The organism is Ditibartonella choladocola (genome assembly GCF_002007565.1).
Lineage (GTDB): Bacteria > Pseudomonadota > Alphaproteobacteria > Rhizobiales > Rhizobiaceae > Bartonella > Bartonella choladocola.
On record NZ_CP015625.1, the window covers coordinates 252,523 to 275,220 of the forward strand.

The following is a 22,698-nucleotide window of genomic DNA, read 5'->3' on the forward strand; positions in this document are numbered from 1 at the left end:
TTAATTTTTCATTTTTTCAAAAACGTTCATATTTCGGGATACTGCCGAACGGGCTTTAAAAACCGCTTCGGTAAAGGGTTTGACCGCCCACTATCCACGGGAAAGATACTGAAAAAACTTGGTAAATAAAGGCTCATGGCGTATAAATAACGAGCTTGTCCGCCTTGATTCGTAAGGCGGTTTAACACGATGTTTTTAAAGCAGAAATGGACTGACTTATGAGTGACCAAACAACGCAGCATCACGAAGGCGATTATGATGCCGAATCCATTAAGGTTCTTAAAGGCCTTGATGCCGTGCGCAAACGTCCGGGTATGTATATTGGTGATACCGATGACGGTTCAGGTTTGCACCATATGGTCTATGAGGTCGTCGACAATGCGATTGATGAAGCGCTGGCCGGTTATGCAACCCTTATCACAGTCACACTGAATGCCGATGGCTCCTGCACTGTCACTGATAATGGACGCGGCATTCCGACAGAAATTCACCCGACAGAAGGGGTGTCGGCCGCAGAAGTCATCATGACTCAGCTTCATGCAGGTGGTAAATTTGACCAGAATTCCTATAAAGTTTCCGGTGGTCTTCACGGTGTTGGCGTTTCGGTTGTCAACGCGCTGTCGGTCTGGTTGAAATTACGTATCAAACGTAAAGGTAAAATCCACGAAATGAGCTTCACCCATGGTGAAGCAGATGCGCCGCTTAAGGTTGTTGGCGAATGTGGTGATGAAACCGGTACTGAAGTTACATTTCTTCCAAGTACCGAAACCTTTACGATGGTCGAGTTCGATTTTGATACATTGGAGCGGCGTCTTCGGGAACTCGCTTTTCTGAATTCGGGTGTGCGAATCCGTTTGACAGATCGCAGACATGCCGACGTGCGTGAAGAGACATTGCATTATGAAGGCGGGCTTGTCGAATTTGTCAAATATATCGACCAGTCAAAAAAGCCGCTCATTGCCGAACCTATCTATATTAACGGCGAAAAAGACGGCATGAATGTCGAAGTGGCAATGTGGTGGAATGATTCCTACCATGAAAAAGTTTTGTGCTTTACCAATAACATACCTCAACGCGATGGCGGCACGCATTTGGCCGGTTTTCGTGGTGCATTGACACGTCAGGTCAACGGCTATGCGGAAACATCCGGCATTGCCAAAAAAGAAAAAGTCACTTTGACAGGGGATGATTGTCGTGAGGGTTTAACGGCAATTTTGTCAGTAAAAGTACCAGATCCGAAATTTTCATCACAAACCAAGGACAAACTTGTTTCATCCGAAGTGCGGCCGGTGGTTGAAAATCTTGTTAATGAAGGGCTTTCCAACTGGCTTGAAGAACATCCCGCTGAAGCAAAAATTCTGATCGGCAAGGTTGTTGAAGCTGCTGCTGCACGTGAAGCTGCACGCAAAGCGCGTGAATTGACCCGCCGTAAAGGTGCTCTGGATATTTCGTCGCTTCCGGGTAAACTCGCCGATTGTCAGGAACGCGATCCGGCGAAATCGGAGATTTTTATCGTGGAAGGTGATTCCGCTGGTGGTTCGGCCAAAAGCGGAAGAGCGCGCCAAAATCAGGCTATTTTGCCTTTACGCGGCAAGATTTTGAATGTTGAACGCGCCCGTTTTGACCGGATGTTGTCTTCGGATATGATCGGTACGTTGATTACCGCACTTGGCACGTCAATCGGCAAGGATGAATTCAATCCCGATAAATTGCGTTACCACAAAATCATTATCATGACCGATGCGGATGTCGATGGAGCGCATATTCGTACTCTGTTACTGACTTTCTTTTTCCGTCAAATGCCGGAATTGATTGAACGCGGTTATGTCTATATTGCCCAGCCACCGCTTTACAAAGTAACGCGTGGCAAATCTTCCCAATATATCAAGAACGAAACGGCGTTTGAGGAATCGTTGATCGAAGCAGGGCTTGAAGGCAGTGTGCTTGAACTTGCCAATGGTGAAATGCGCGCCGGTGCAGATTTGCACCAATTGGTTGAAGATGCACGTGTGATAAGAAATATGCTTCATGGTTTAAACACCAGATATAATCGTACCGTTGTCGAGCAGGCGGCAATTGCCGGTGCACTTAATCCGGAAGCTCTGTCGACAAAGGAAAAAGCGCAGGAAACGGCTGATCGCGTAGCGGCACGGCTGGATATGATCGCCGAAGATATGGAACGCGGTTGGACCGGCCATGTGAATGACGACGGTGGTCTCCGTTTCGAGCGCGTTTTGCGCGGTGTAAAAGATGTTGTCGTTCTTGATATGGGATTGATTGCTTCGACCGATGCCAAGCGGATCGACAATATGTCCCATCATCTTGATGAAATTTATGGAAAACTTCCGGTTTTTCGTCGTAAAGATACAACGGAAACGATTTCTGGCCCGATTGCTCTTCTTGATACCATTTTTGCCAATGGCAAAAAGGGGCTGACGATGCAGCGTTATAAAGGTCTGGGCGAGATGAATGCCGAGCAACTTTGGGAAACAACACTTGATCCCAATGCCCGTTCACTGTTGCAGGTCAAAATTGGCGATGCACAGGATGCAGACGCGGTTTTTGCCAAATTGATGGGCGATGAAGTGGAACCCCGCCGTGAATTCATTCAGGAAAACGCGCTTAACGTCTCGAATCTCGACGTTTGACGGAATTTCATTGTGCCGGATGATACAAATGTTTGCGGAAAACATCCGGCGCAGAAGCTGTGTTCGTTAAAGCCGTGTTCTTTAAATCAGTGTTCTTTAAATCCGGCACGGCTCTTTTATCCTTCCCGCTTTATTTGAACAGACCGGCCTTGTTTAAAGGCCGGTTTTTATCAGGCTTTTGATCTCCCGAAATTTGTTTAACAAAGCCGATTTTTTTAAGACAGATTTTTCCACGTGTGACGGGATGTGTTCTAACAATCATTCGTCAATTCAAGATTTACGATGTCAGGCGTTTCTGCGACGGGTTAATAAACATAGTGCAATTGTCTTGCACTATTTTGCAAAAGTCCGACTATGACACTTTGAATTTATAGCCTGTCGATTTCAATTATATGCGACTGCGAATTTATATCCCGATGAGCTTTTCGCTCTTCTGTTTACCCCTGTCGCTTCCCGGCAAAAATGGCAAAGATGGATAATGCTGCCGGTTTTCAATAATAAAATTCCGGTTTTCCGGATGAACAACACCACTCTATCCGGAGTCCCGCCAGAAATCGGTTCGGCGAAACCGGATAAATCCAACCATGATAAAATTGGCATTTTTTAAATCAGGATGGAAATTGACCTTCAGGAAAGGCATATCAAATCTTGAAAACAATTGCGGTTTTTTCCGAATTTCCTTTCCCGTGGGGCAAAGATAATGTGTTTTCAGCGATATTGATGCCAACAATAAGAAAATTGGCAGCCTATGGCAGAGAGAAACAAAATCGACGTAATAAAACAGGCTATAGGATAAAACAGGTTAAATGGACTTTTACGACAAAATATTGGCGAACGAAAACTGTTCACCCCGATAAGCTATGAGATGTCGGGAACATAATTATATCGGGAATTTTGAAATTGTTTTAGTCGAAACGGCAAATGAAAGGCCGGTTCCCGCCAAGACAATTACCAATAACAGATAAAAGTTGACGGCAGGCAAGCGGTTTGAAATTCGCGCTAGTTAAAACACGAAGCCCATCAAATGCACTGATAACGGTGTGATTAACTCTAAACTGAAAATTATTGGCGGCCAATAAAGCTTTATCTGAACGTTATTGGCCGCCAATGGAACATAGAGGTAAATCCTGAGAACAGGCTAAACCGGAAACGGAATGCTCTTACACCCTTACCGGCTTTGCCACGCGCTCTTCATTGCCGAAAAATTGCAAGTACCGGCGAATTTCACTTGGCTCGCCAATAGCTTTTTCAGGATTATCCGAAAGTTTCACAGCCGGTCTGCCATTGGCATGGGTAACCTTGCAAACAAGTGAAATTGCATCAAGTTCTTTGATGTCTTTGGGAGCACAACCGACAAAATCATTGGTCAGATTTGTTCCCCAACCGAAGCTCATGCGAACACGCCCTTGAAAATGCTTGTAGGTTTCCTCGATTGTATCGACATCCAATGCATCGGAAAAAACAATAAGTTTTTCACGCGGGTCCTTGCCGTGGTCTTTCCACCACTTGATAATGCGTTCGCCCCCTTCGATCGGCGGTGCACTATCCGGACGGAAGCCTGTCCAGTCTGCCACCCATTGAGGTGCATTGCGTAAAAATGCCGCCGTACCGAAAGCGTCAGGCAGTGCAACCAGAAGATTACCGCCATAATAACGGTTCCAATCCTGCATAATCCGGTAAGGAGCTGTGCGCAATTCCTCGTCATTATTGGCAAGGGCCGCAACAACCATCGGCAGTTCATGTGCATTGGTGCCGATTGCTTCCAAATCGTTGTTCATGGCAAGAAGAACATTGGAAGTACCGGTAAATGAATTCCCGATTCCCTCTTTTAAAGCCTCGACACACCAGCGTTGCCACAAAAACGAATGGCGCCGGCGTGTACCGAAATCGGAAATACGAATATCCGGATATTTTTTAAGCCGCTCGACCTTGCTCCACATTTTCGCTTTTGCGCGCGCATAGAGAATATCGAGTGCGAACCGTCCGAGATTGCGCATTGCCGCGCGCGAACGCAATTCATTGATAATCGAGAGTGCAGGTATTTCCCACATTGTGGTGTGTGTCCACGGCCCCTCGAAATTCAAAATATATTGCCCGTCTTTACGTGTCAGCTCGTAATCAGGCAATTGGAAACCCTGAAGCCAATGGAGAAAATCCGGTGTAAAAATTTGCTTGCGGCCATAAAATGTATTACCGGCAAGCCAAATCATTTCCTTTTTGGTGAATTTCAAAGTACGGGCATGATCGAGCTGTGCCCGTAATTCCGATTCATCAATTTCATCTGCCAGCCGAACCGTTTTTGTCCGGTTAATCAGTGAAAAAGTCACATCGACATCCGAATAAAGTCCCCAAATCATCTGTAACATCAGGAACTTATAGAAATCGGTATCAAGCAGCGATCTTATAATAGGATCAAGCTTCCATGTGTGATTATATACACGTTCTGCAATATCGGTTTGCGCCATAACACTTTCAATCTGTTTGTTGACTCTACCTTACAAGAAAAGGTTACCTTGATAAAAGAACAAAGGAAAGTAAAGCCTTCGCGAGGTGCTTCAAGGAGTCTTTAGACTCCTTGAAGTCATTTATCGATCGTCAGATTGATTTCATGATGTCCTGTCTTTTTCAGACCGATGCCGTTTTCAGGTTTATCGACCGTCTTCTCATCAACGGTCAAAGCGGGCGTTTTACCGCGATTAACCTTGATAACATAGGTTGCATTATCAAATTTGACAGTCGCTTCGTAACCCGGCCAATCTTTTGGCAGACATGGTTCGAGATAAAGTTTGGAACCCTTGCGGTTAATGCCGAGAATAGTTTCTGTCGCCGCACGATAGAACCAGCCGGCCGAACCCGTATACCAGGTCCATCCGCCCTGACCGCGCCGTGGCTCGACAGAGTATATATCGGCAGAAATCACATAAGGTTCGACACGATAGACATGAGGATTTTTCCCGTGCGAAATCGGGTTAATCATCGAAAAGACCTGATAAGCCTTATCGTTCTCCTCAAGTTTGGCAAGTGCCAGAATGCTCCAGATTGCGCCATGGGTATATTGACCGCCATTTTCGCGAATACCCGCCGGATAGCCCTTGATATATCCGGGTTCAAGCTCGGTCTTGTCGAATGGTGGCCAGAACAGGCGTATAAGTTGACCTTTCTCGTCCAGCAATTGGTCAAGCATGGATTGCATGGCTTGTTTTTGGTGTTCTTCCGTTCCCATGCCGGAAATAACACTCCATGATTGGGCAATTGTATCAATCTGGCATTCATCATTGGTGTGTGAACCCAAAGGTTCTCCATTATCGAAATAACCACGACGATACCATTTTCCATCCCACCCGCTGGTTTCAAGTGCTTTGGTCAGTGTTTCGAGGTGATGCGTCCATGTCTTGACGCGCTTTTCATCCTTGCGTTCTTCGGCAATCGGAATGAAAGCTTGTAAAGCCGTGCCAAGGAACCAGCCGAGCCAGACACTTTCGCCTTTCCCTTCTATGCCGACAAGATTCATTCCGTCATTCCAGTCACCGCCCAGCATTAACGGCAAGCCGTGTTCGCCGGTACGTTTGACTGCAAGGTCAAGGGCGAGTGCGCAATGCTCGTAAAGTGTTGCGGTTTTTGGCGAAACGGCTGGCTGGAAATAGCTGTCATGCTGACCTTCCTTGAGCTTGTCGCCATCAATAAAAGCAATGTCTGTATCAAGAAACGCATGATCGCCCGTGCTATTGACATAAAGCGCAGTACCATAACCGAGCCATGCCACGTCATCGGAAATCAATGTTCTGACACCGGCGCCGCTATCGGGCAGCCACCAATGTTGTACATCGCCTTCCGGAAACTGGCGTGATGCGGCATTGATGATCTGTTCGCGGGCGAGTTCCGGCTTGAGCAGCAAGAGTGACAAAGTATCCTGCAACTGGTCGCGGAAACCGAACGCCCCGCTTGCCTGATAGAATGCAGCGCGCGCCATGATGCGGCATGCATAGGTTTGATAGGGAAGCCAGTTGTTGACCATGAGATCGAATGAACGGTCATTTGTTTTGACCTGTAGGCCGGAAACAAAATCGGTCCATTGTTTTTTCTCTTTTTCAAGAACAGAGGTGAAAGTCTCTTTGCGTATGCTATCAAGCAATTTTTCGGCTTCAACTCTATTCCGTGCATTACCGAGATAGAAGATGATCTCTTTCTTTTCACCGGCTTTCAATTCAATATCAAAAGCAAGTGCGGAGCATGGATCACGTCCGGCTTCAACCGTGTTGGAAAGCGCCTCTCCTTGACGGATTGCTTGCGGATGTTTGACAGTGCCGATCGAGCCGATGAACTCCGTTCTGTCGGCTGTGTAACTTGAAGGTGTGCTGTTAGCCGCAATGAAGCTGACTTCTTCGGACTTTTCCGTATGATAAGGATTGCGAACAAAAAGCGCACCGCGTTTTTTGTCATAATCGGGAATGATGAAGGGAGCAGCTTTTGCCCTGACTGTGCCCAATACCCATTCGACATAATCGTAAAGTCTCAGACTTCTTGAACTCTTGTCATCGTTTTTGATAACAAGACGCGAAAGCCTGATCGGGCGTTTATTATCGACGGTATGGGTCAATTCCAGACTTATCGCTCCGTGTTTCGACGTGAATGTCGAATAGCCAAGGCCGTGGCGCGCTTCGTAAAGTGCCGTGTCATCACATTCGACAACCGATACCGGCGAGAAACGTTTTAACGAGTGGCGGTCAACGATATAAAGAGCCTCACCCGGACGATTGACAACAGGGTCGTTCGCCCACGGTGTCAATTGGTAATCGCGGCTATTGCCCGACCAGGTAAAGCTCGACCCTTCTGCCGAAACATGGAAACCGAAATGTTCGTTTGAAATAACGTTAATCCATGGATTTGGCGTTGCATTTCTTCCCGAAAGACGAATAACGTAGCTATTATCCTTGTCGAAGCCGCCATAGCCATTCCAATAAGCAAGGTCTTTGCCATCAGGAAGCGGGCAGGATTTATGCTGGTCGCCAATGATACCGATAGATGTAAATTGGCCTTGTTCAAGTGGCATAACGATCTCTTCGTGTTTGCCGCTTTTGCGTTGGGCAGCTTTCCCATTGGTATGCGTCTTGGCAGATTGGGCAGCCTCGTCCTCCTTGTTGCGGTGGGAAAGGTCGGAATCAATATTTTCCATGCGCTGCATCTGTTCGGACAAGGAACCGTTTTGGGCTTGCAAAACAATGCGGGCGCTTGCAAGCAAAGTTTTAAAACTCTGCTCGTTCATCTGGTCACGACGGATGGTGAAAATATGTTGGCGTCCGTCTGCTTCAGCGGTGCGGTTGCGATAACCTTCGCACATCCATTCGATCGCGCGTTGGGTATCTTGCGCATAAGAAAATGCCCGTTCATTCAAAATGACAACATCGACAGTCAGTCCGCGCATCCGCCAATATTCATGGGCTTTCAAAAGCCCGCGCAAGACTTCCAGATCGGCTTCATTATCAAGTCTGAGAAGGAAGATCGGAAAGTCGCCCGATATTGACATCGGCCATAAATCCGATTGTTTGCCGAGGTTTTCAGCGAGTGCCTCCGAAGGCAAACGCCAAGTGCGGTCGGGATAGATAAGCGAGGTCGCGTATTTCTGGTAAACGACCGATTCTTTCGGCTTGATACCAAGCTGATAAAGCGACACTTGCGAACGGGTCCAGGCGAGCGAAAACTCGCGCTCGAAGACATTCGGTTGACGGTAATATTCAACTTGTGAGGCGAGCTTTTCTTTTGAATTTGCCGCAAATGTCCAGAATATCAAAGCCGCCTTTTTGCGTGCCGGAACCCGCACACGACATCTTATTGCTGCGATAGGATCAAGCACACATCCCTCTGTTCCGGTCAATGTCGCACCACGGTCAAAAGCGGCCGGACGGCGGATAGAACGACCGCGACCGATAAAGACGCGCCGGTCGGTTTCTGCTTCTGCATCACGAATGGCACCGGATGTATCGGTGACAAAATGGGCCACATGGACTTCCGGATCTTTCGGGTCGCGTTTACGACGTTTGGCATAAATTGTTCCGCCCTGATCGGCAATTTCTGTTTCCACAAACATGCGTGAAAAGATAGTATGCGCCGCATCCGTTTCGGGTGTTGTCAATACCAGCTCGGCATAGGAAGTAATTTCAAGAATGCGGTCTTTCGAGGTGGTGTTGATAAGCTCGATACGTCGTCCTTCACCATCACCTTCGGATGCAACAATACATTCCACAGTCGATTTTATACCATCGACGGTTTTTGTGTATTCTGCCTTTTCATCGGTGAAAACGGTTGAAGCTTCTTCATCGGCAACGCGCGTTGGTTCACCCGTTGCCGACCACCAGCGGCCGGAAGCAGGGTCACGTAAAAAGATGAAAGTACCTTGCTGGTCTTCGGCTGCATCGGGCATGAAACGGGTAACAGCAATATTGTTCCAGCGGCTATAACCCGAACCTTTACCGGTCAACATCACTGAATAGCTGCCATTTGACAAAAGCACTGTCGAACGCGGCTTGGTGAGCGGAGTTTTGATGACGCGAACCGGGGCATCTTCAAAACCGCCGGCATCACTGCGCATCGGATTTGCCGTTTTTGCATGAACCATAGGAATTTCGCGGGGTGCTTTTTCCTGCAACAGAAGCTGTGCAGCTTCGATCACCGGATCGCTATGGAAACGATCCCGCATGCGACCATCGAAAATGACATTGTCAATTGCAAGAATAGACATGCCGTGGTGGTGCGCATAATAATTCTTGACGACGGCGTATTTTTCACCTTCACGCACACGCGCCGGTGTGAAATCGACCGAGTCATGAAAACCGTATTCGCCAAGCGCACCGAGTTTGCGCAAGCGTGCAAGATTGGCAACCGCCTCTGTCGGCATATATTGGGAAGCCAGAATGCTTGCATAAGGCGCAATAACAGCATTGCGCGAAAGCCCGCGTTGAAGGCCGAGACTGGGAACACCAAAGTTGGAATATTGGTAGTTCATCTGTTGGTCACGGGCATTAAAGGCTGCTTCCGAAATACCCCATGGCAATCCGCGTTCATTGGCATATTGGATTTGTCTACGAACGACAAGCCGGTTTGTCTGGTCAAGGAGTGACCCCAAAGGCTCACGCATGACAAGCGGTGGCATTAAATATTCGAACATCGAACCCGACCAGGAAAGCAGAGCACCTTTCCAGCCGACCGGAACCAGCATACGACCGAGACGGAACCAATGCTCGACCTTGACATCGCCTTTGGCAATGGCAAACAGGCTCGAAAGACGGGCTTCCGAAGCAAGCAGATCATAGCAACTTTCGTCAAGCTCGTTTTCCTGAACACGATAGCCGATTGACATCAACCGCCGTTCCTGACGTTCGAGGAAATCGAACTTCATATCGAAAGCAAACTGGCGGGCTTTCGCCGAAAGATCATTCAAAGTTTTCCGGAGAGCTTCTGTGTCATGATCGGCTGTGGCATCATGGGTATGGGCTTCGCAGGTCTCGATCAGGCATTCGGCCCACGAAACAGCATGACGTGATTCATCGCTGCCGATTTCGCCGTCAAGCTCGCTCGTAAGGCGTCCTATGTCATTTGCCGCAGTTGTCAGATTTGCTGTGCGGAATGTTGCCGTTTCCGGTTCATCCATAATCGAGCGGACGGCTCTCCGGAAATTGGCGATGCGCTCTTCAATTCTTCTGCGAAGCGGGCGCAGAATGCGACGGTCATCGGGGATGAGGTTTAATGTTTCCTGCAAAATGTCATTGACATCAAGAAGGCCTGCAAGATCACCTTGTAAGAATACCGATGGTGCTTCACCCCATTCTTTCAAGGCGGCGGCCAGTGTTACAAGATGGCCGGCAAGATTGCCCGAGTCGACAGTCGAGACATAACTCGGTACCAATGGCCGCAATGTATCTGTTTCATACCAGTTGAAAAAGTGGCCGCGGAATCTTTCCATCTTATCCATTGTATCGAGTGTGCGTTCGATACGCTGGATAGCGTCATCAAAACTGACCCAGCCGAAATCACGTGCTGCGACTGTTGATAGCAGATAAACGCCGATATTGGTTGGAGAGGTTCTGCGTGCCAGAACCGGTACGGGATCTTCCTGATAATTGTCGGGAGGAAGAAAGTGGTTATCGGCATTGGCGAATGTTTCGTAATAATGCCAGGTGCGGCGCGCAATACGGCGCAATTCATTTTTGTCGGATGGCCGGATTTCAAGTGAGTCCTGAAAGGCTGCCGAACGGCTCACAATCCACGCAATAAGCGGTGAAAAAAACCAGGCAAGGCCAAAAGGAAGAGCCACAAAAACTGCCGAATTATGAAGTGCGGCAGGTAACGCAATGGAAACGATGCCAATTAACGAAGCCGGCCACATTGTTGTGATGTAATAGGAAAGCGTGTTGGGAGACGAACGCGTTGCTGCCGATGTTTTCCATTCAAGCAGATGTTTATGTGAAACAAACATGCGATAGAGCGTGCGAATAATTGCATCAACCATATAGAATGCCGAATAGGCTAGGAAGGTCGTGCGCAATGCTACATCTGCCGTGCTTGTCGCAATATTCGTCAACACCGACTGGAAGTGGCCGCGCAAGGAATTATCCATGCTTGTCGGCATAATATTGCGCAGAACACCAAGTGTGGGGGCAATAAACATGCCCAAAAGCAAGAATAATTGCCAGAACACAGCCGTATGAAGCGGCAATATGCACCAACCGAAAAGCGAGGCAATAATCCACATGAGCGGTGTCAGAGAACGCCGCAAATTATCCTGCATTTTCCAGCGGGTAATAAGGTTGATGTTGTGTCGGGTGAAAAGATAGGGCAGCAATTGCCAGTCGCCACGGATCCAGCGATGATGACGGGCAACATCGACATTATAAGCCGTCGGATAATCTTCAACCACTTCGACATCGCTCACAAAGCCGACACGTGCATAACCGCCTTCAAGAAGGTCGTGGCTCAAGACGCTGTTTTCGCGCACTTTGTCGGCAAGCGCTATTTCAAACGCATCAATGTCATAAAGGCCTTTGCCGGTATAGGTTCCTTCGCCCAAAAGGTCCTGATAGGTATCGGAGACGGCAAAAACATAAGGGTCAATGCCGCGATTGACCGAAAAAACACGCTGCAGGAATGATGCATCATCACCGGTGGTAAGCGAGGGGGTCACACGCGGCTGAAGAATACCATAGCCGCTTTTAACCGTATGTGTTTTAGGATCGATAACGGGGCGGTTTAACGGATGATTGAGTTTACCGACAAGGCGGGTGACCGCTTCGGGGGTGAGCTTGGTGTCGGAATCAAGTGTCATGACAAACCGGCAATCCATTGGCAGACGTGGGTCTGTCGGGAAGAAACTTGTGTCACGATCGCCGCGCAAAAGCAGGTTCAACTCGTGCAGCTTGCCGCGTTTGCGCTCCCAGCCCATATAGCAATCTTCACTAGGATTGAACAAACGGTGGCGATGTAAAATGAAAAATAACGGCTGCCCGTCACCGCGATAATAACGGTTGAGATCGGCAATACCTTTTTGCGCATATTCGAGGAGATCGCGATCGTCTGCCGTTTCTTCCTTTTTCGAGTCGGCCCAGTCAGTCACCAATGCAAAATAAATGGCTCCTTGCGGGTTCGAGAGATAGTGAACTTCGAGATTTCTTATCTGCTCGTCAATAGAATCGCGCGAGGTTATCATTGTCGGAACGACGACAAGTGTTTTGGCTTCTTCCGGAATACCGTCCTTATATTCATAACCGATCAGTCGCCGCGGTTCGACAGTCCAGGCAACCAGAGTATTGAAGAGCGCAAAAGCAGTATCCATTGTCGGGAAAAGTGCCAGTGCTGTGAAAGTTAGCGACAAAGCATGGCTCAAACCGGTTTCCCGCAGCAATGCATAAACTGCAATGAGAATGAGAATGGTCAGGACAGAAACCGGAACCGCAATGCTGAAAATTTTCATAGCGCGGAAGGCACGCATGAAACGCGTCGAGAACGGGCAATCATAATTGCAAGCCTGTTCAAAGGCTTCGCGTCCAGGCCCCACAAGATACCAGGCAACCGATGCACCAGTTGCGACACCGTCTTTTTTTGCATTCTCGACCATGTCGATTGCTTTTTTTGTCACTTCCAGTTCGGTTAACGGCGAGCGGCGGGCAATTTTTTCGATGATGACGCGATAGGTATTGCGTGATGGAAAATCGATTTCGCCGAAATCGCTGTTTTCGCGCAACAGAAAATCGACATGGCTGACCGTTTCAAACCAATATGTCCAATCAACGTCATCAATGGCTTTCAGGCCACGAATGATATTGCCCATTGTCACACCGCCGGTTGATTGGCGCGAATGTTCTTCGGCAGTTGCCGTTTCAGGGTCGCTGCCATGACGATGTAACTGCTCTTCAAGCCAGTTCAAGGCAGTCGTTGAATCAACAGAAGCGCCACGCAAACGATAGAGAAGATGGGCAGCGAAAGTCGGGTCGGCAACAAGTGCCTCGTAAGTTGAAAAAATGCTTTGAAGTGCATTGTCATTTTCAGCCAGAGCCATTTGGTCAGCGGCCTGATTTGCAAATCGCCGCATCCGGCGGGCTTTTTCGATGCGCATGGAAAGCCGGCGCGCGTTTTCGATGAGAACCATACGGACAGCCGAAGGCAAAGCCCATAATTCGCCAATCTGGAAGTCGGCAACCTGTTGGTAGCCGTTGACCATAGCCGTTAAAGTTTTAAGCGAAAAACTGCTGTCGGTATGGGCAACATAAAGCCAGGCTAGAGCGAAAATTCTCGGCAGTTCATTTTCGCCTTTATAAGGGGGAAGCTGTTTGACAAATGCACGCGGAAAGTCACGCCGCGCCTGCTGGATGGTTTTATCAATCGTATAATGGTTATCGAGCAGCCATTGGGCAGCCGGTGTAATGGTTTCATTATTGCGAGCGGCAGCATCGGTCGAACGGAAGGTATGCAAAATGAGCTTGGAATTTTCGGTGAGACGTTCTCTGAAATCGAATGGCGTATATTCCGGCAAAACAATTTTTTTACCTTCGGCCATTTCATGCGCAAGTTGCTGCAACTCGTCTTCCGATTTGAAGGTCGAGCGGATTGGAAAAGCTGTATCAGGAAGGTAGCGTATTTCCGTTTGTTGAGAAAGAAGCCATTTAATTGATGATGCAGTTTCCGCCATATTATTTGATCCTTGCCTTTAAAAAGCTCATGCGACAGAATTTAGCCTGTTTTTTAAAAGATAAACTATATCTTTTTTATTAAACTCGAATTTCGATTTTTTTGGTAAACGCCAAACACTTTATATTACACGTCGATAAAAATAGGACATAGTGTTAAAAATTGCATTAAATAGCGCTGCTACAAGGGGAAAAATTCAGCAAATCAGGGCATTTATTTAATAAAACAGTTCCCCGACATATTCGTTAAACAGCTATCAAGTTCAAGAATTTATTTATAAAGCAATCAACTAAAGCCCCGTTAGAGAAAACGGGGCTTTAAAATCCGGATGGGTCTATTTTGTCGAATTATAGGCAGCCAGAGCTGCCATTGTGACAATGTCGGAATCGCGCGCCCCCAGTGGCACAATCTGGGCCGATTTTTCGAGTCCTAAAAGAATTGGCCCGATCAGTGTTGCGCCCCCAAGTTCTTGCAACATTTTACTGGCAATCGAGGCCGAATGATAGCCCGGCATAACCAGAACATTGGCCGGTTCGCTCAATCCCATAAACGGATATTGCTGCATCATTTTGGCGTTAAGTGCAACGTCGGCACTCATTTCACCGTCAAACTCGAAATCGACATTGCGCGCGCGAAGCAATTTGACCGCTTCCTGAATGCGTTGGGCGCCTTCACCCTTCATGTGACCGAAAGTAGAATATGCCAGAAGTGCAACGCGTGGCTTGTAACTCATATCTTGGGCAAAATTTGCCGCTTGTTCGGCAATATCGGCCAATTCTTCCGGATTCGGGTGTTCGGAAATAGCCGTGTCGGCAATAAAAACGGTGCGACCGCGGCAAATTGCCATTGAAACACCGACAACCCGTTCATCGGCCTTTACGTCGATAACGCGCAGGACATCTGCAAGTCCGGTTTCATAATTACGTGTTACGCCGGTAATCATCGCATCGGCGTCGCCCAATGCCAACATGCAAGCAGCAAAATGGTTGCGATCATTATTGATATAACGGTGGCAATCTCTCAACAACCAACCTTTGCGTTGCATTTTGCTATAGAGGTAATCTGCATAGGCATCTTTCCGATCGGACAGGCGGGCATTGGCAATTTTTATTCCGGATCTGTTAAGGTCGATACCGGCGGCCTTCGCTCTTTTCTCGATAACATCTTCATGTCCAACCAGAATGGCACTACCGAGCTTTTGATTGACGTAAGAAACGGCTGCCCGCATGACCTGTTCTTCTTCACCTTCGGCAAAGACAATCCGTTTCGGATTCTGGCGCACACGGTTGTAAACGCCGCGCATTGTTGCGGCTATCGGGTCACGCCGCGCAGCCAAATCCCGCGCATAGGCTTCAAGATCGGCAATCGGCTTGCCGGCAACGCCGCTTTCCATTGCTGCTTTTGCAACAGCAGTCGGAATAGCCGACAATAAGCGCGAGTCAAACGGTACCGGAATAATATATTGCGGCCCGAATTTAAGTCTGCTGCCGCGATAGGCATCCGCCACATCATCGGGTACTTCTTCGCGGGCAAGCTGGGCTATGGCTTTGGCCGCAGCAATTGTCATTGCCTCATTGATCGTGCTGGCACGCACATCAAGTGCGCCACGGAAAATATAAGGGAAGCATAAAACATTGTTTATCTGGTTAGGGTAATCCGAACGCCCTGTTGCCATAATGGCATCGTCGCGTACTTTGGCAACTTCTTCCGGTGTAATTTCAGGGTCGGGATTGGCCATAGCAAAGATGATCGGCTTTGGTGCCATGGATTTCACCATTTCAGGTGTCAAAACCCCTTTGGCCGAAACGCCGAAGAAAACATCTGCCCCCTCAAGAGCTTCCGCAAGCGTGCGTTTGTCGGTCTTGACGGCATGGGCAGCCTTCCACTGGTTCATATTTTCCTGACGGCCTTCATAAACGACGCCTTTGGTGTCGCACAATATGACATTTTCCGACTTGAAACCCATGGCTTTTATGAGTTCAATGCAGGCAATACCGGCAGAACCGGCACCGTTGCACACAAGGCGTGTGTGCTTCATATCACGTCCGGTAAGATAAAGCGCATTGATAAGACCGGCTGTAGCAATAATGGCGGTTCCATGTTGATCGTCATGAAAAACCGGAATGTTCATCAATTCTTTCAATCGGCTTTCAATGATAAAACAGTCGGGAGCTTTGATGTCTTCAAGGTTGATGCCGCCGAAGGAAGGCCCCAGATAGCGAACCGCATTGATAAAAGCTTCAACATCGGTGGTATCAACTTCCAGATCAATCGAATCAACATCGGCAAAGCGTTTGAACAATACGGCCTTGCCTTCCATCACAGGTTTGGAGGCGAGAGCGCCAAGATGTCCGAGGCCTAAAATGGCTGTACCGTTTGAAATAACAGCAACGAGATTGCCTTTATCTGTGTAATCAAAGGCTAAAGCGGGATCTTTTGCGATTGCTTTTACCGGAACGGCCACGCCGGGCGAATAAGCCAAAGCCAAATCATGCTGTGTTGACATCGGTTTTGTTGGGACAATTTCCAGTTTTCCGGGGCGTCCGCGACTGTGAAAATCCAGTGCTTCCTGTTCTAAAGAACTGTAAGTTTTTGTTTTATCTGTGTTTTCTTTATTTTTTTTGCTCATTTTTCTATCATTTTCTGGTGTAGCGAATATGATCGCTGCATTCAAGCCGGTCTAAATGCGATAATAATTCAAAATTATGGATTATCTTTAAACAATAGTCCAAGTTTTTTTCTCGTTTCCAAATATATTGTTCGGGAGTTTTCGGCAATAAATTGTAAAATTGCATTGGTCGGAAAGAGTTCTGTATGAAACCGGATTTTGAATGGTACGGCGTTCAAATTGAATGTAGCTTATGGAACCTCATAGAACATAAAATGAAAGGCTGTTTGGTGGCGAGCCAAAAGGCAAGGGTAGAAAAAGTATGACAGAAGGCGCAACCGGAGAAAAGCAGAATAGCTCGCAAGAGCGTATCACGCCGATGATGGAACAATATATCGAAATAAAAGCGGCAAATAGCGATTATTTGCTGTTTTACCGTATGGGCGATTTTTACGAGCTTTTTTTTGACGACGCAATCGAAGCTTCCAAGGCATTGGGTATTGCTCTTACCAAACGTGGCAAACATCTGGGGGAAGATATACCAATGTGCGGCGTTCCGGTTCACGCCGCTGATGATTATTTGCAAAAACTCATAGCCTGCGGTTATCGCGTGGCTGTTTGCGAGCAGATGGAAGACCCCGCTGAAGCCAGAAAACGGGGTGGCAAATCGGTTGTGCGACGCAATGTTATCCGCCTTGTCACACCGGGAACTCTGACAGAAGATAAACTGCTTGATCCGGCGCGAGCCAATTATCTTATGGCGCTTTCACGCATCAAGTCGGGCAAGGATCAGGAATTTGCGATTGCATGGATTGATATTTCAACCGGAATTTTCAAAGTAAGCCGTGCCCATGCCGACCGGTTGCTTGCCGATATTATGCGCATCGACCCGCAAGAGCTGATTGTTGCCGATAGTGTTTTCCATGACGAGGCATTGAAACCGTTATTCAACATTCTAGGTCGTATCGTTACACCACAAGCGGCAAGCCTCTTTGATAGCAATATGGCCGAACGCAATATTTGCGACTATTTCAAACTGGCAACGTTGGAAGGGCTGGGGCACTATGATCGAGCTGAACTTTCGGCAATTTCTGCGGCCATCGGCTATGTTGAAAAAACACAAATCAATGAACGTCCGCCCCTCATGCGTCCTCAAAGGGAAGACGAAAATGCCTCTTTGTTTATTGATCCGGCAACCCGCAACAATCTGGAATTGACACGAACACTTTCAGGTCAGCGCGATGGCAGCTTGATGAAAGCGATTGACCGGACAGTGACGGGCGGCGGTGCAAGACTTTTGAGCGAACGCCTGATGGCACCGTTGATTGCACCGGTTGCAATCAACGAGAGGCTTGATTCGGTTGCCTATTTTCTTAATGATATGCGGCTTGCCGAAGGCTTGCAGGCTATTTTGAAAAGCGCGCCGGATATGCCACGGGCACTTTCACGCCTTGTTCTTGGTCGCGGTGGCCCGCGTGATATGGCTGCAATCCAGCGTGGCTTTGCTGTTATTTGCGATGTGAAAAACCTGTTTGCGGGTCAACTTCTGCCGCAAGAATTGGGCGATGCTTTTGCAATCCTTGAAAAATTACCCGTTGATTTGCACAGTCACCTTGATCGCATTCTCGCCGATGATCTGCCCTTGTTGAAGCGGGACGGGGGATTTGTTCGCGAAAATTATAATCAGGAACTTGATGAACTGAGAACCCTAAGGGACGAATCGCGCCGCTTCATTGCCGAATTGCAAAGCCGTTATGCCGAAGAAACGGGCGTTAAAGCACTTAAAATCCGCCATAACAATATTCTTGGTTATTATATCGAAGTCACCTCGCTTCAGGCACCGGCATTGACGGAAACGGATGAAGCAAAAAGTCGTTTCATCCATCGCCAGACAATGGCGAATGCCATGCGTTTTACCACAACAGAACTTGCCGATCTTGAAAGCCGCATTGCCAATGCAGCCGATCGCGCTTTGACAATAGAGCTTGAATTGTTTGACAAGCTGGTTGAAGAAATTACAGACCAAGCCGATTTCATCCGGCAAGCTGCTATGGCACTTGCTGTTTTTGATGTTTCGGCCTCCAATGCTTTTCTCGCCGAAGAGCAAGGCTATTGTCGCCCGATTGTCGACCAGTCGCTTGATTTCGAGATTGTAGCGGGGCGCCATCCGGTGGTTGAACAGGCATTGAGAAAGCAGGCCAAAGAACCGTTTGTTGCCAATAATTGTGATCTTTCTCCTAAAAATGGTGCGAAATATGGTGCGATTTGGCTACTGACCGGCCCCAATATGGGCGGTAAATCAACGTTTTTGCGTCAAAACGCCCTGATTGCCATTATGGCGCAAATGGGGTCGTTTGTTCCTGCCGGTTCTGCCCATATCGGTGTTGTCGACAGGCTTTTCAGCCGCGTTGGTGCAGCCGATGATCTTGCCCATGGGAGGTCAACCTTTATGGTTGAAATGGTGGAAACAGCAACAATTCTCAATCAGGCAGGCGAGCGTTCATTGGTTATTCTTGATGAAATCGGCCGCGGAACCTCGACATTTGACGGGCTTTCGATTGCCTGGGCAGCCATTGAATATCTTCATGAGGTCAATCATTGTCGTGCAATTTTTGCGACCCATTTCCATGAAATGACAGCACTCACCGAAAAACTTGATCGCCTTCATAATGTGACGATGAAAGTCAAAGAATGGAATGGCGATGTTGTTTTTCTTCACGAGGTGGGAAATGGCGCGGCAGACCGTTCCTATGGGGTGCAGGTGGCAAAACTTGCAGGCCTTCCGGCGGCCGTTTTGTCGCGGGCGAAAGATGTTCTCCATCAGTTGGAAAAAGGCGAAGTCGCCGGTAAAGCCACAAAATTGATAGATGATCTTCCACTTTTTTCCGTTGCTTTGGCGCGCGAAGCTGAAAACAGCCATCACACGTCAAAAATCGAAGAAGCCCTGAAGGCAATCAATCCTGACGAGCTTTCTCCTAAGCAAGCCTTGGAAGAACTCTATCGTTTGAAACAGCTTTCTTTGGCTGAAAATTAACGGCAAGGTTGAAGACTTGACGCCCCCGATTGAAAAAACCAATTGGCGGGAATGCGTGTTTTTTAAAGCACTTGAAGAGCGGGCAAGGCTTGTCTTTGTTTAATAAGAACGGGATGGTTCAACAGGAACGGGATGATGTTAAACGGAGATATATCTAACAACCATCCGGAGGCTTTCAATTCACATTGACCAATGCTGTTATTGATCGCATTGGTTTTGTATTATTCGCGCCTTTGCTGACGAAAAAAGAAGGCCGGTATGTTAAACAAGCCGGTTTTCGCGAGAAATATTACAATTTTGCTTCCGCTCAAGAGAATTGATGTTTAGCCGTTATGGTAAGGTCGGAATGCTGCACTTATTCCCATCCCTCCGCCAATTCCCATTGTCGCAAGACCGAGCGCATTATCTGCCAGATTTTTCATTTGGGAAAAAAGCCGTATCGTCAGAAAAGTGCCCGACGCGCCGAAAGGATGTCCAAGGGCGATTGCGCCACCTTCACGGTTGATTTGTTCCGCCGATATATTTAACTCGTCAATGGCGGCAAGCACTTGTGCGGCAAAGGCTTCATTGAATTCGATGACTTTGAAATCCGAACAATTGTCGAGCTTCATTCTTTGTAACAATTTCTTTGTCGAGGGGACTGGCCCCATACCGGCAAGATTGGGGTCAACACCGCTTACAGCACTATCAATAAAAATAATTCCGTATTGAATGCCCAATTGTTTGGCTTTTTCGAGAGATGTCACCAGAACCAGAGCTGCCCCGTCATTCAAAGGGCAGGAATTTCCGGCAGTGACTGTTCCATTTTGTTCAAAAACCGGTCGCAAATGAGCCAAAGTTTCCACGGTCAAACCCGATCTTGGGCAATCGTCAGCGGAAAATAGACCTTTTGCAGTTTGAAGGGGTATGATTTCATCGTCAAAACGATGGTCAGCTTGAGCTTTCAAAGCTCGTTGATGGCTTTGAAGCGCAAAATGATCTTGCCTTTCTCTCGATATACCAAAATGTCGGGCAATATTTTCAGCCATGTTTCCCATATCGGGGTCACCGATGCCATCCGGCGAAAAACGGGCACGAGAAAAAAATTGCGGCAATTCGCGCGGCGTTTTCGGGCGTTTTATGCGCCACGGCGCAGTTGATACGCTCTCTGCACCACCGGCGAGATAAATTTCACCCGCACCCGCTTCAACAAGTCTGCATGCCATAACAACAGCTTCAAGTCCCGAGCCGCATTGCCGATCAAGCGTTACACCCGGAATTTCGACCGGCAGTCCGGCAGTCAAAGCGGCAAGGCGTGCGAGATTACCCCCGCCGCCCGCGGCATTGCCGATCATAACATCGTCAATTCCGGTTTTTTCGATCTTTGTGCGTTCGACGAGTGCCTGAATGAGCGGGCTTAGAAGATATTCCACGTCAATGGATGAAAGTGCACCATTTGCACGCGCTATAGCTGTTCTTGCTGCCGCAATAATAACAGGTGTTCTACTCTCTTCCATTTTTAAAGCCTTGTTACTTCGGGGGCACCCTCTTCAACCATTCTTTTGACTATCACGCGCGCAATTTTTCCGCTCCACGTCATTGGCCAGTGATTGATTAAATAGAAATCTTTCGGAATTTTGAATTTTTCCATTAACGGGCGGCAAAATTCACGCAATTCATCTGCGGTTAACGAGGAATCTTTGAATGAAACAACGCTGACAAGACGGTCTCCATAAACGTCATCAGCAATGCCGAAAGCAATTGCTTCACCGACATTCGGGATGGTTTTCAATGCCGTTTCTATTTCGGCAAGATAAATATTGTTGCCGCCCGAAATAATCATGCCACCGGCACGTCCCATCACATAAAGTTCGCCATTTTTGTCCATCATGCCGAGGTCGCCAACAGTAGCGCCATATTGGTTACGGACAAATGATTTGCCATTGTCACCCCATAAATATCCATCCGAGATCAAATCGCTTTCGACAAAAATAGTACCGATTTTATCCGGCGCGAGTGGTAACAAATTTTCATCCCGAATTGTGACTTTGACACCGGGAAACGGTTTTCCCACCGGTGACATGGAGGTTTCATGTGAAAGCGTTCGGGGTGTCATTTTGTTGACTGCAACAAAACTTAATTCCGATGCACCATAATATTGTAAAATTTCCGCATTCGGAAAAAGCGCGCGGGCGTCGTTATAATGCTGACGATCGAATTTTGAAGCTCCGGTAACAAGTTGCTTCATTTCTTTAAAAACCAACTGTTTCTCACCCGCCCGTTGTCTCAATTCGTTGAGCATGGTTGGCACGCCGACAAAACGATCGGCGGTCTTCAGAAGCTCCAATACTTCGTCGACATTGAATTTTCGGACACTTTCAAATGTCTGGCCGCTATCCAAGGTTTCGATAAGCGCATAAAGGCTCACGCCGTGCGCCATGGGACCGGGAGCAACCGCTTTATGTAATTTGTCGAGGCCGAAGAACTTTCGTCCGGTCACAAGCGAGTTTCGCCAACTTTGGCGGTTTCTGATAAAAGCTTTTGGAAGCCCCGTTGTGCCGGACGTAAAACCGATGAAAAACGGCCCAAGCGGTAGATCGTCTATCTTTTTATTGGGAACAATTCCTTCCAGAAAACGGTCATTAGTTGCCAGAAAATGGTCATTAGTTGCCAGAAAACGGTCATAAGTTAATTGAGTGTCGGTATCTTTTTCAACATAAAGTGCGGGCAAATCAAGAGTGCGGGCAATTTCTGCAATGATGCAATCTTTGTTCTCGCAAATAACAATGTCGGGATTAAGCCGACGCATGATTTCTTCAATCTGTTTTGGGGGCGTGGCAACAGAAAGAACTGCAACGCAATGCGGACTTGCCGAACCGCCGACAAAAATTTCACCAAAGCGGAAATGGTTTGGAAGTGCGAGCAGAACCAGCCGACCTTCATCCGGTAAACCGAAATGATCGGGGTGGCGTTTTTCAAATTTAAAAAGATTGCGCCTGAAAGCTTCAGCTCGTTGGTAGAGTGTTTTATAGGTGATTTCATTTCCGGCGATCGAAATCGCAATTCTGTCAGGTGTCAAACTGGCAAGTTTTGCCAATACATCAATAACCGGCATTCGTTCCCCTAACGGTTCGGAAATAATTTCAGGCCGACTTCATGTTTCAAAGTCGCGGTATATTAAAAAATGACAATATATTTTTAAAAACGATCATAAAACTCTCCCGTTACAATTTACCAATCATAACGGGAGAGAA

Annotated in this window: 7 protein-coding genes; 2 read left to right on the forward strand and 5 right to left on the reverse strand. The window is 47.7% G+C overall.

The window, feature by feature from the left end; translation table 11 throughout:
* Positions 1-218: 218 nt before the first annotated feature.
* Positions 219-2,648 (forward strand): DNA topoisomerase (ATP-hydrolyzing) subunit B, encoded by a 2,430-nt coding sequence (gene gyrB, locus BBC0122_RS01190; RefSeq protein ID WP_077990516.1) that lies wholly within the window; start codon positions 219-221, stop codon positions 2,646-2,648.
* 1,160 nt (positions 2,649-3,808) lie between these two features.
* On the opposite strand, the gene pncB is transcribed toward gyrB, so the two are convergent.
* The 3 genes from pncB to BBC0122_RS01210 all read right to left on the reverse strand — a co-directional run bounded on the left by pncB (position 3,809) and on the right by BBC0122_RS01210 (position 16,452).
* Positions 3,809-5,113: a nicotinate phosphoribosyltransferase gene (gene pncB, locus BBC0122_RS01200; RefSeq protein WP_077990519.1), complete on the reverse strand. Its 1,305-nt coding sequence runs from the start codon at positions 5,111-5,113 to the stop codon at positions 3,809-3,811.
* 116 nt (positions 5,114-5,229) lie between these two features.
* Positions 5,230-13,824: a glycoside hydrolase family 94 protein gene (locus tag BBC0122_RS01205; protein WP_077990521.1), complete on the reverse strand. Its 8,595-nt coding sequence runs from the start codon at positions 13,822-13,824 to the stop codon at positions 5,230-5,232.
* 333 nt (positions 13,825-14,157) lie between these two features.
* The gene (locus tag BBC0122_RS01210) at positions 14,158-16,452 is read right to left on the reverse strand and encodes an NADP-dependent malic enzyme (protein ID WP_077990522.1); all 2,295 of its coding nucleotides are present in this window, start codon (positions 16,450-16,452) and stop codon (positions 14,158-14,160) included.
* A 301-nt stretch (positions 16,453-16,753) separates the two neighbouring features.
* Here BBC0122_RS01210 and mutS point away from each other — a divergent pair, with 301 nt between their 5' ends.
* Positions 16,754-19,465, forward strand: coding sequence for a DNA mismatch repair protein MutS (mutS, locus tag BBC0122_RS01215; RefSeq protein WP_077990524.1), 2,712 nt, complete (start codon positions 16,754-16,756; stop codon positions 19,463-19,465).
* 323 nt (positions 19,466-19,788) lie between these two features.
* Here the strand turns inward: mutS and BBC0122_RS01220 are convergent, their stop codons facing one another.
* Together BBC0122_RS01220 and BBC0122_RS01225 are read right to left on the reverse strand one after the other, a co-directional pair.
* A complete protein-coding gene (locus BBC0122_RS01220) occupies positions 19,789-20,961 on the reverse strand; it encodes a thiolase family protein (RefSeq protein WP_077990525.1) in 1,173 nt (390 codons plus the stop codon).
* Between the two features lie 2 nt (positions 20,962-20,963).
* Entirely contained in the window at positions 20,964-22,559 is a 1,596-nt protein-coding gene (locus BBC0122_RS01225) for an AMP-binding protein (RefSeq protein ID WP_077990527.1), read from the reverse strand.
* Between the last annotated feature and the right edge of the window lie 139 nt (positions 22,560-22,698).

Coding starts and splice junctions, on each gene's coding strand:
- mutS (WP_077990524.1), top strand. CDS start 16,754: ATGACAGAAGGCGCAACCGGAGAAAAGCAGAATAGCTCGCAAGAGCGT.
- gyrB (WP_077990516.1), top strand. CDS start 219: ATGAGTGACCAAACAACGCAGCATCACGAAGGCGATTATGATGCCGAA.
- BBC0122_RS01210 (WP_077990522.1), bottom strand. CDS start 16,452: ATGAGCAAAAAAAATAAAGAAAACACAGATAAAACAAAAACTTACAGT.
- BBC0122_RS01225 (WP_077990527.1), bottom strand. CDS start 22,559: ATGCCGGTTATTGATGTATTGGCAAAACTTGCCAGTTTGACACCTGAC.
- BBC0122_RS01205 (WP_077990521.1), bottom strand. CDS start 13,824: ATGGCGGAAACTGCATCATCAATTAAATGGCTTCTTTCTCAACAAACG.
- BBC0122_RS01220 (WP_077990525.1), bottom strand. CDS start 20,961: ATGGAAGAGAGTAGAACACCTGTTATTATTGCGGCAGCAAGAACAGCT.
- pncB (WP_077990519.1), bottom strand. CDS start 5,113: ATGGCGCAAACCGATATTGCAGAACGTGTATATAATCACACATGGAAG.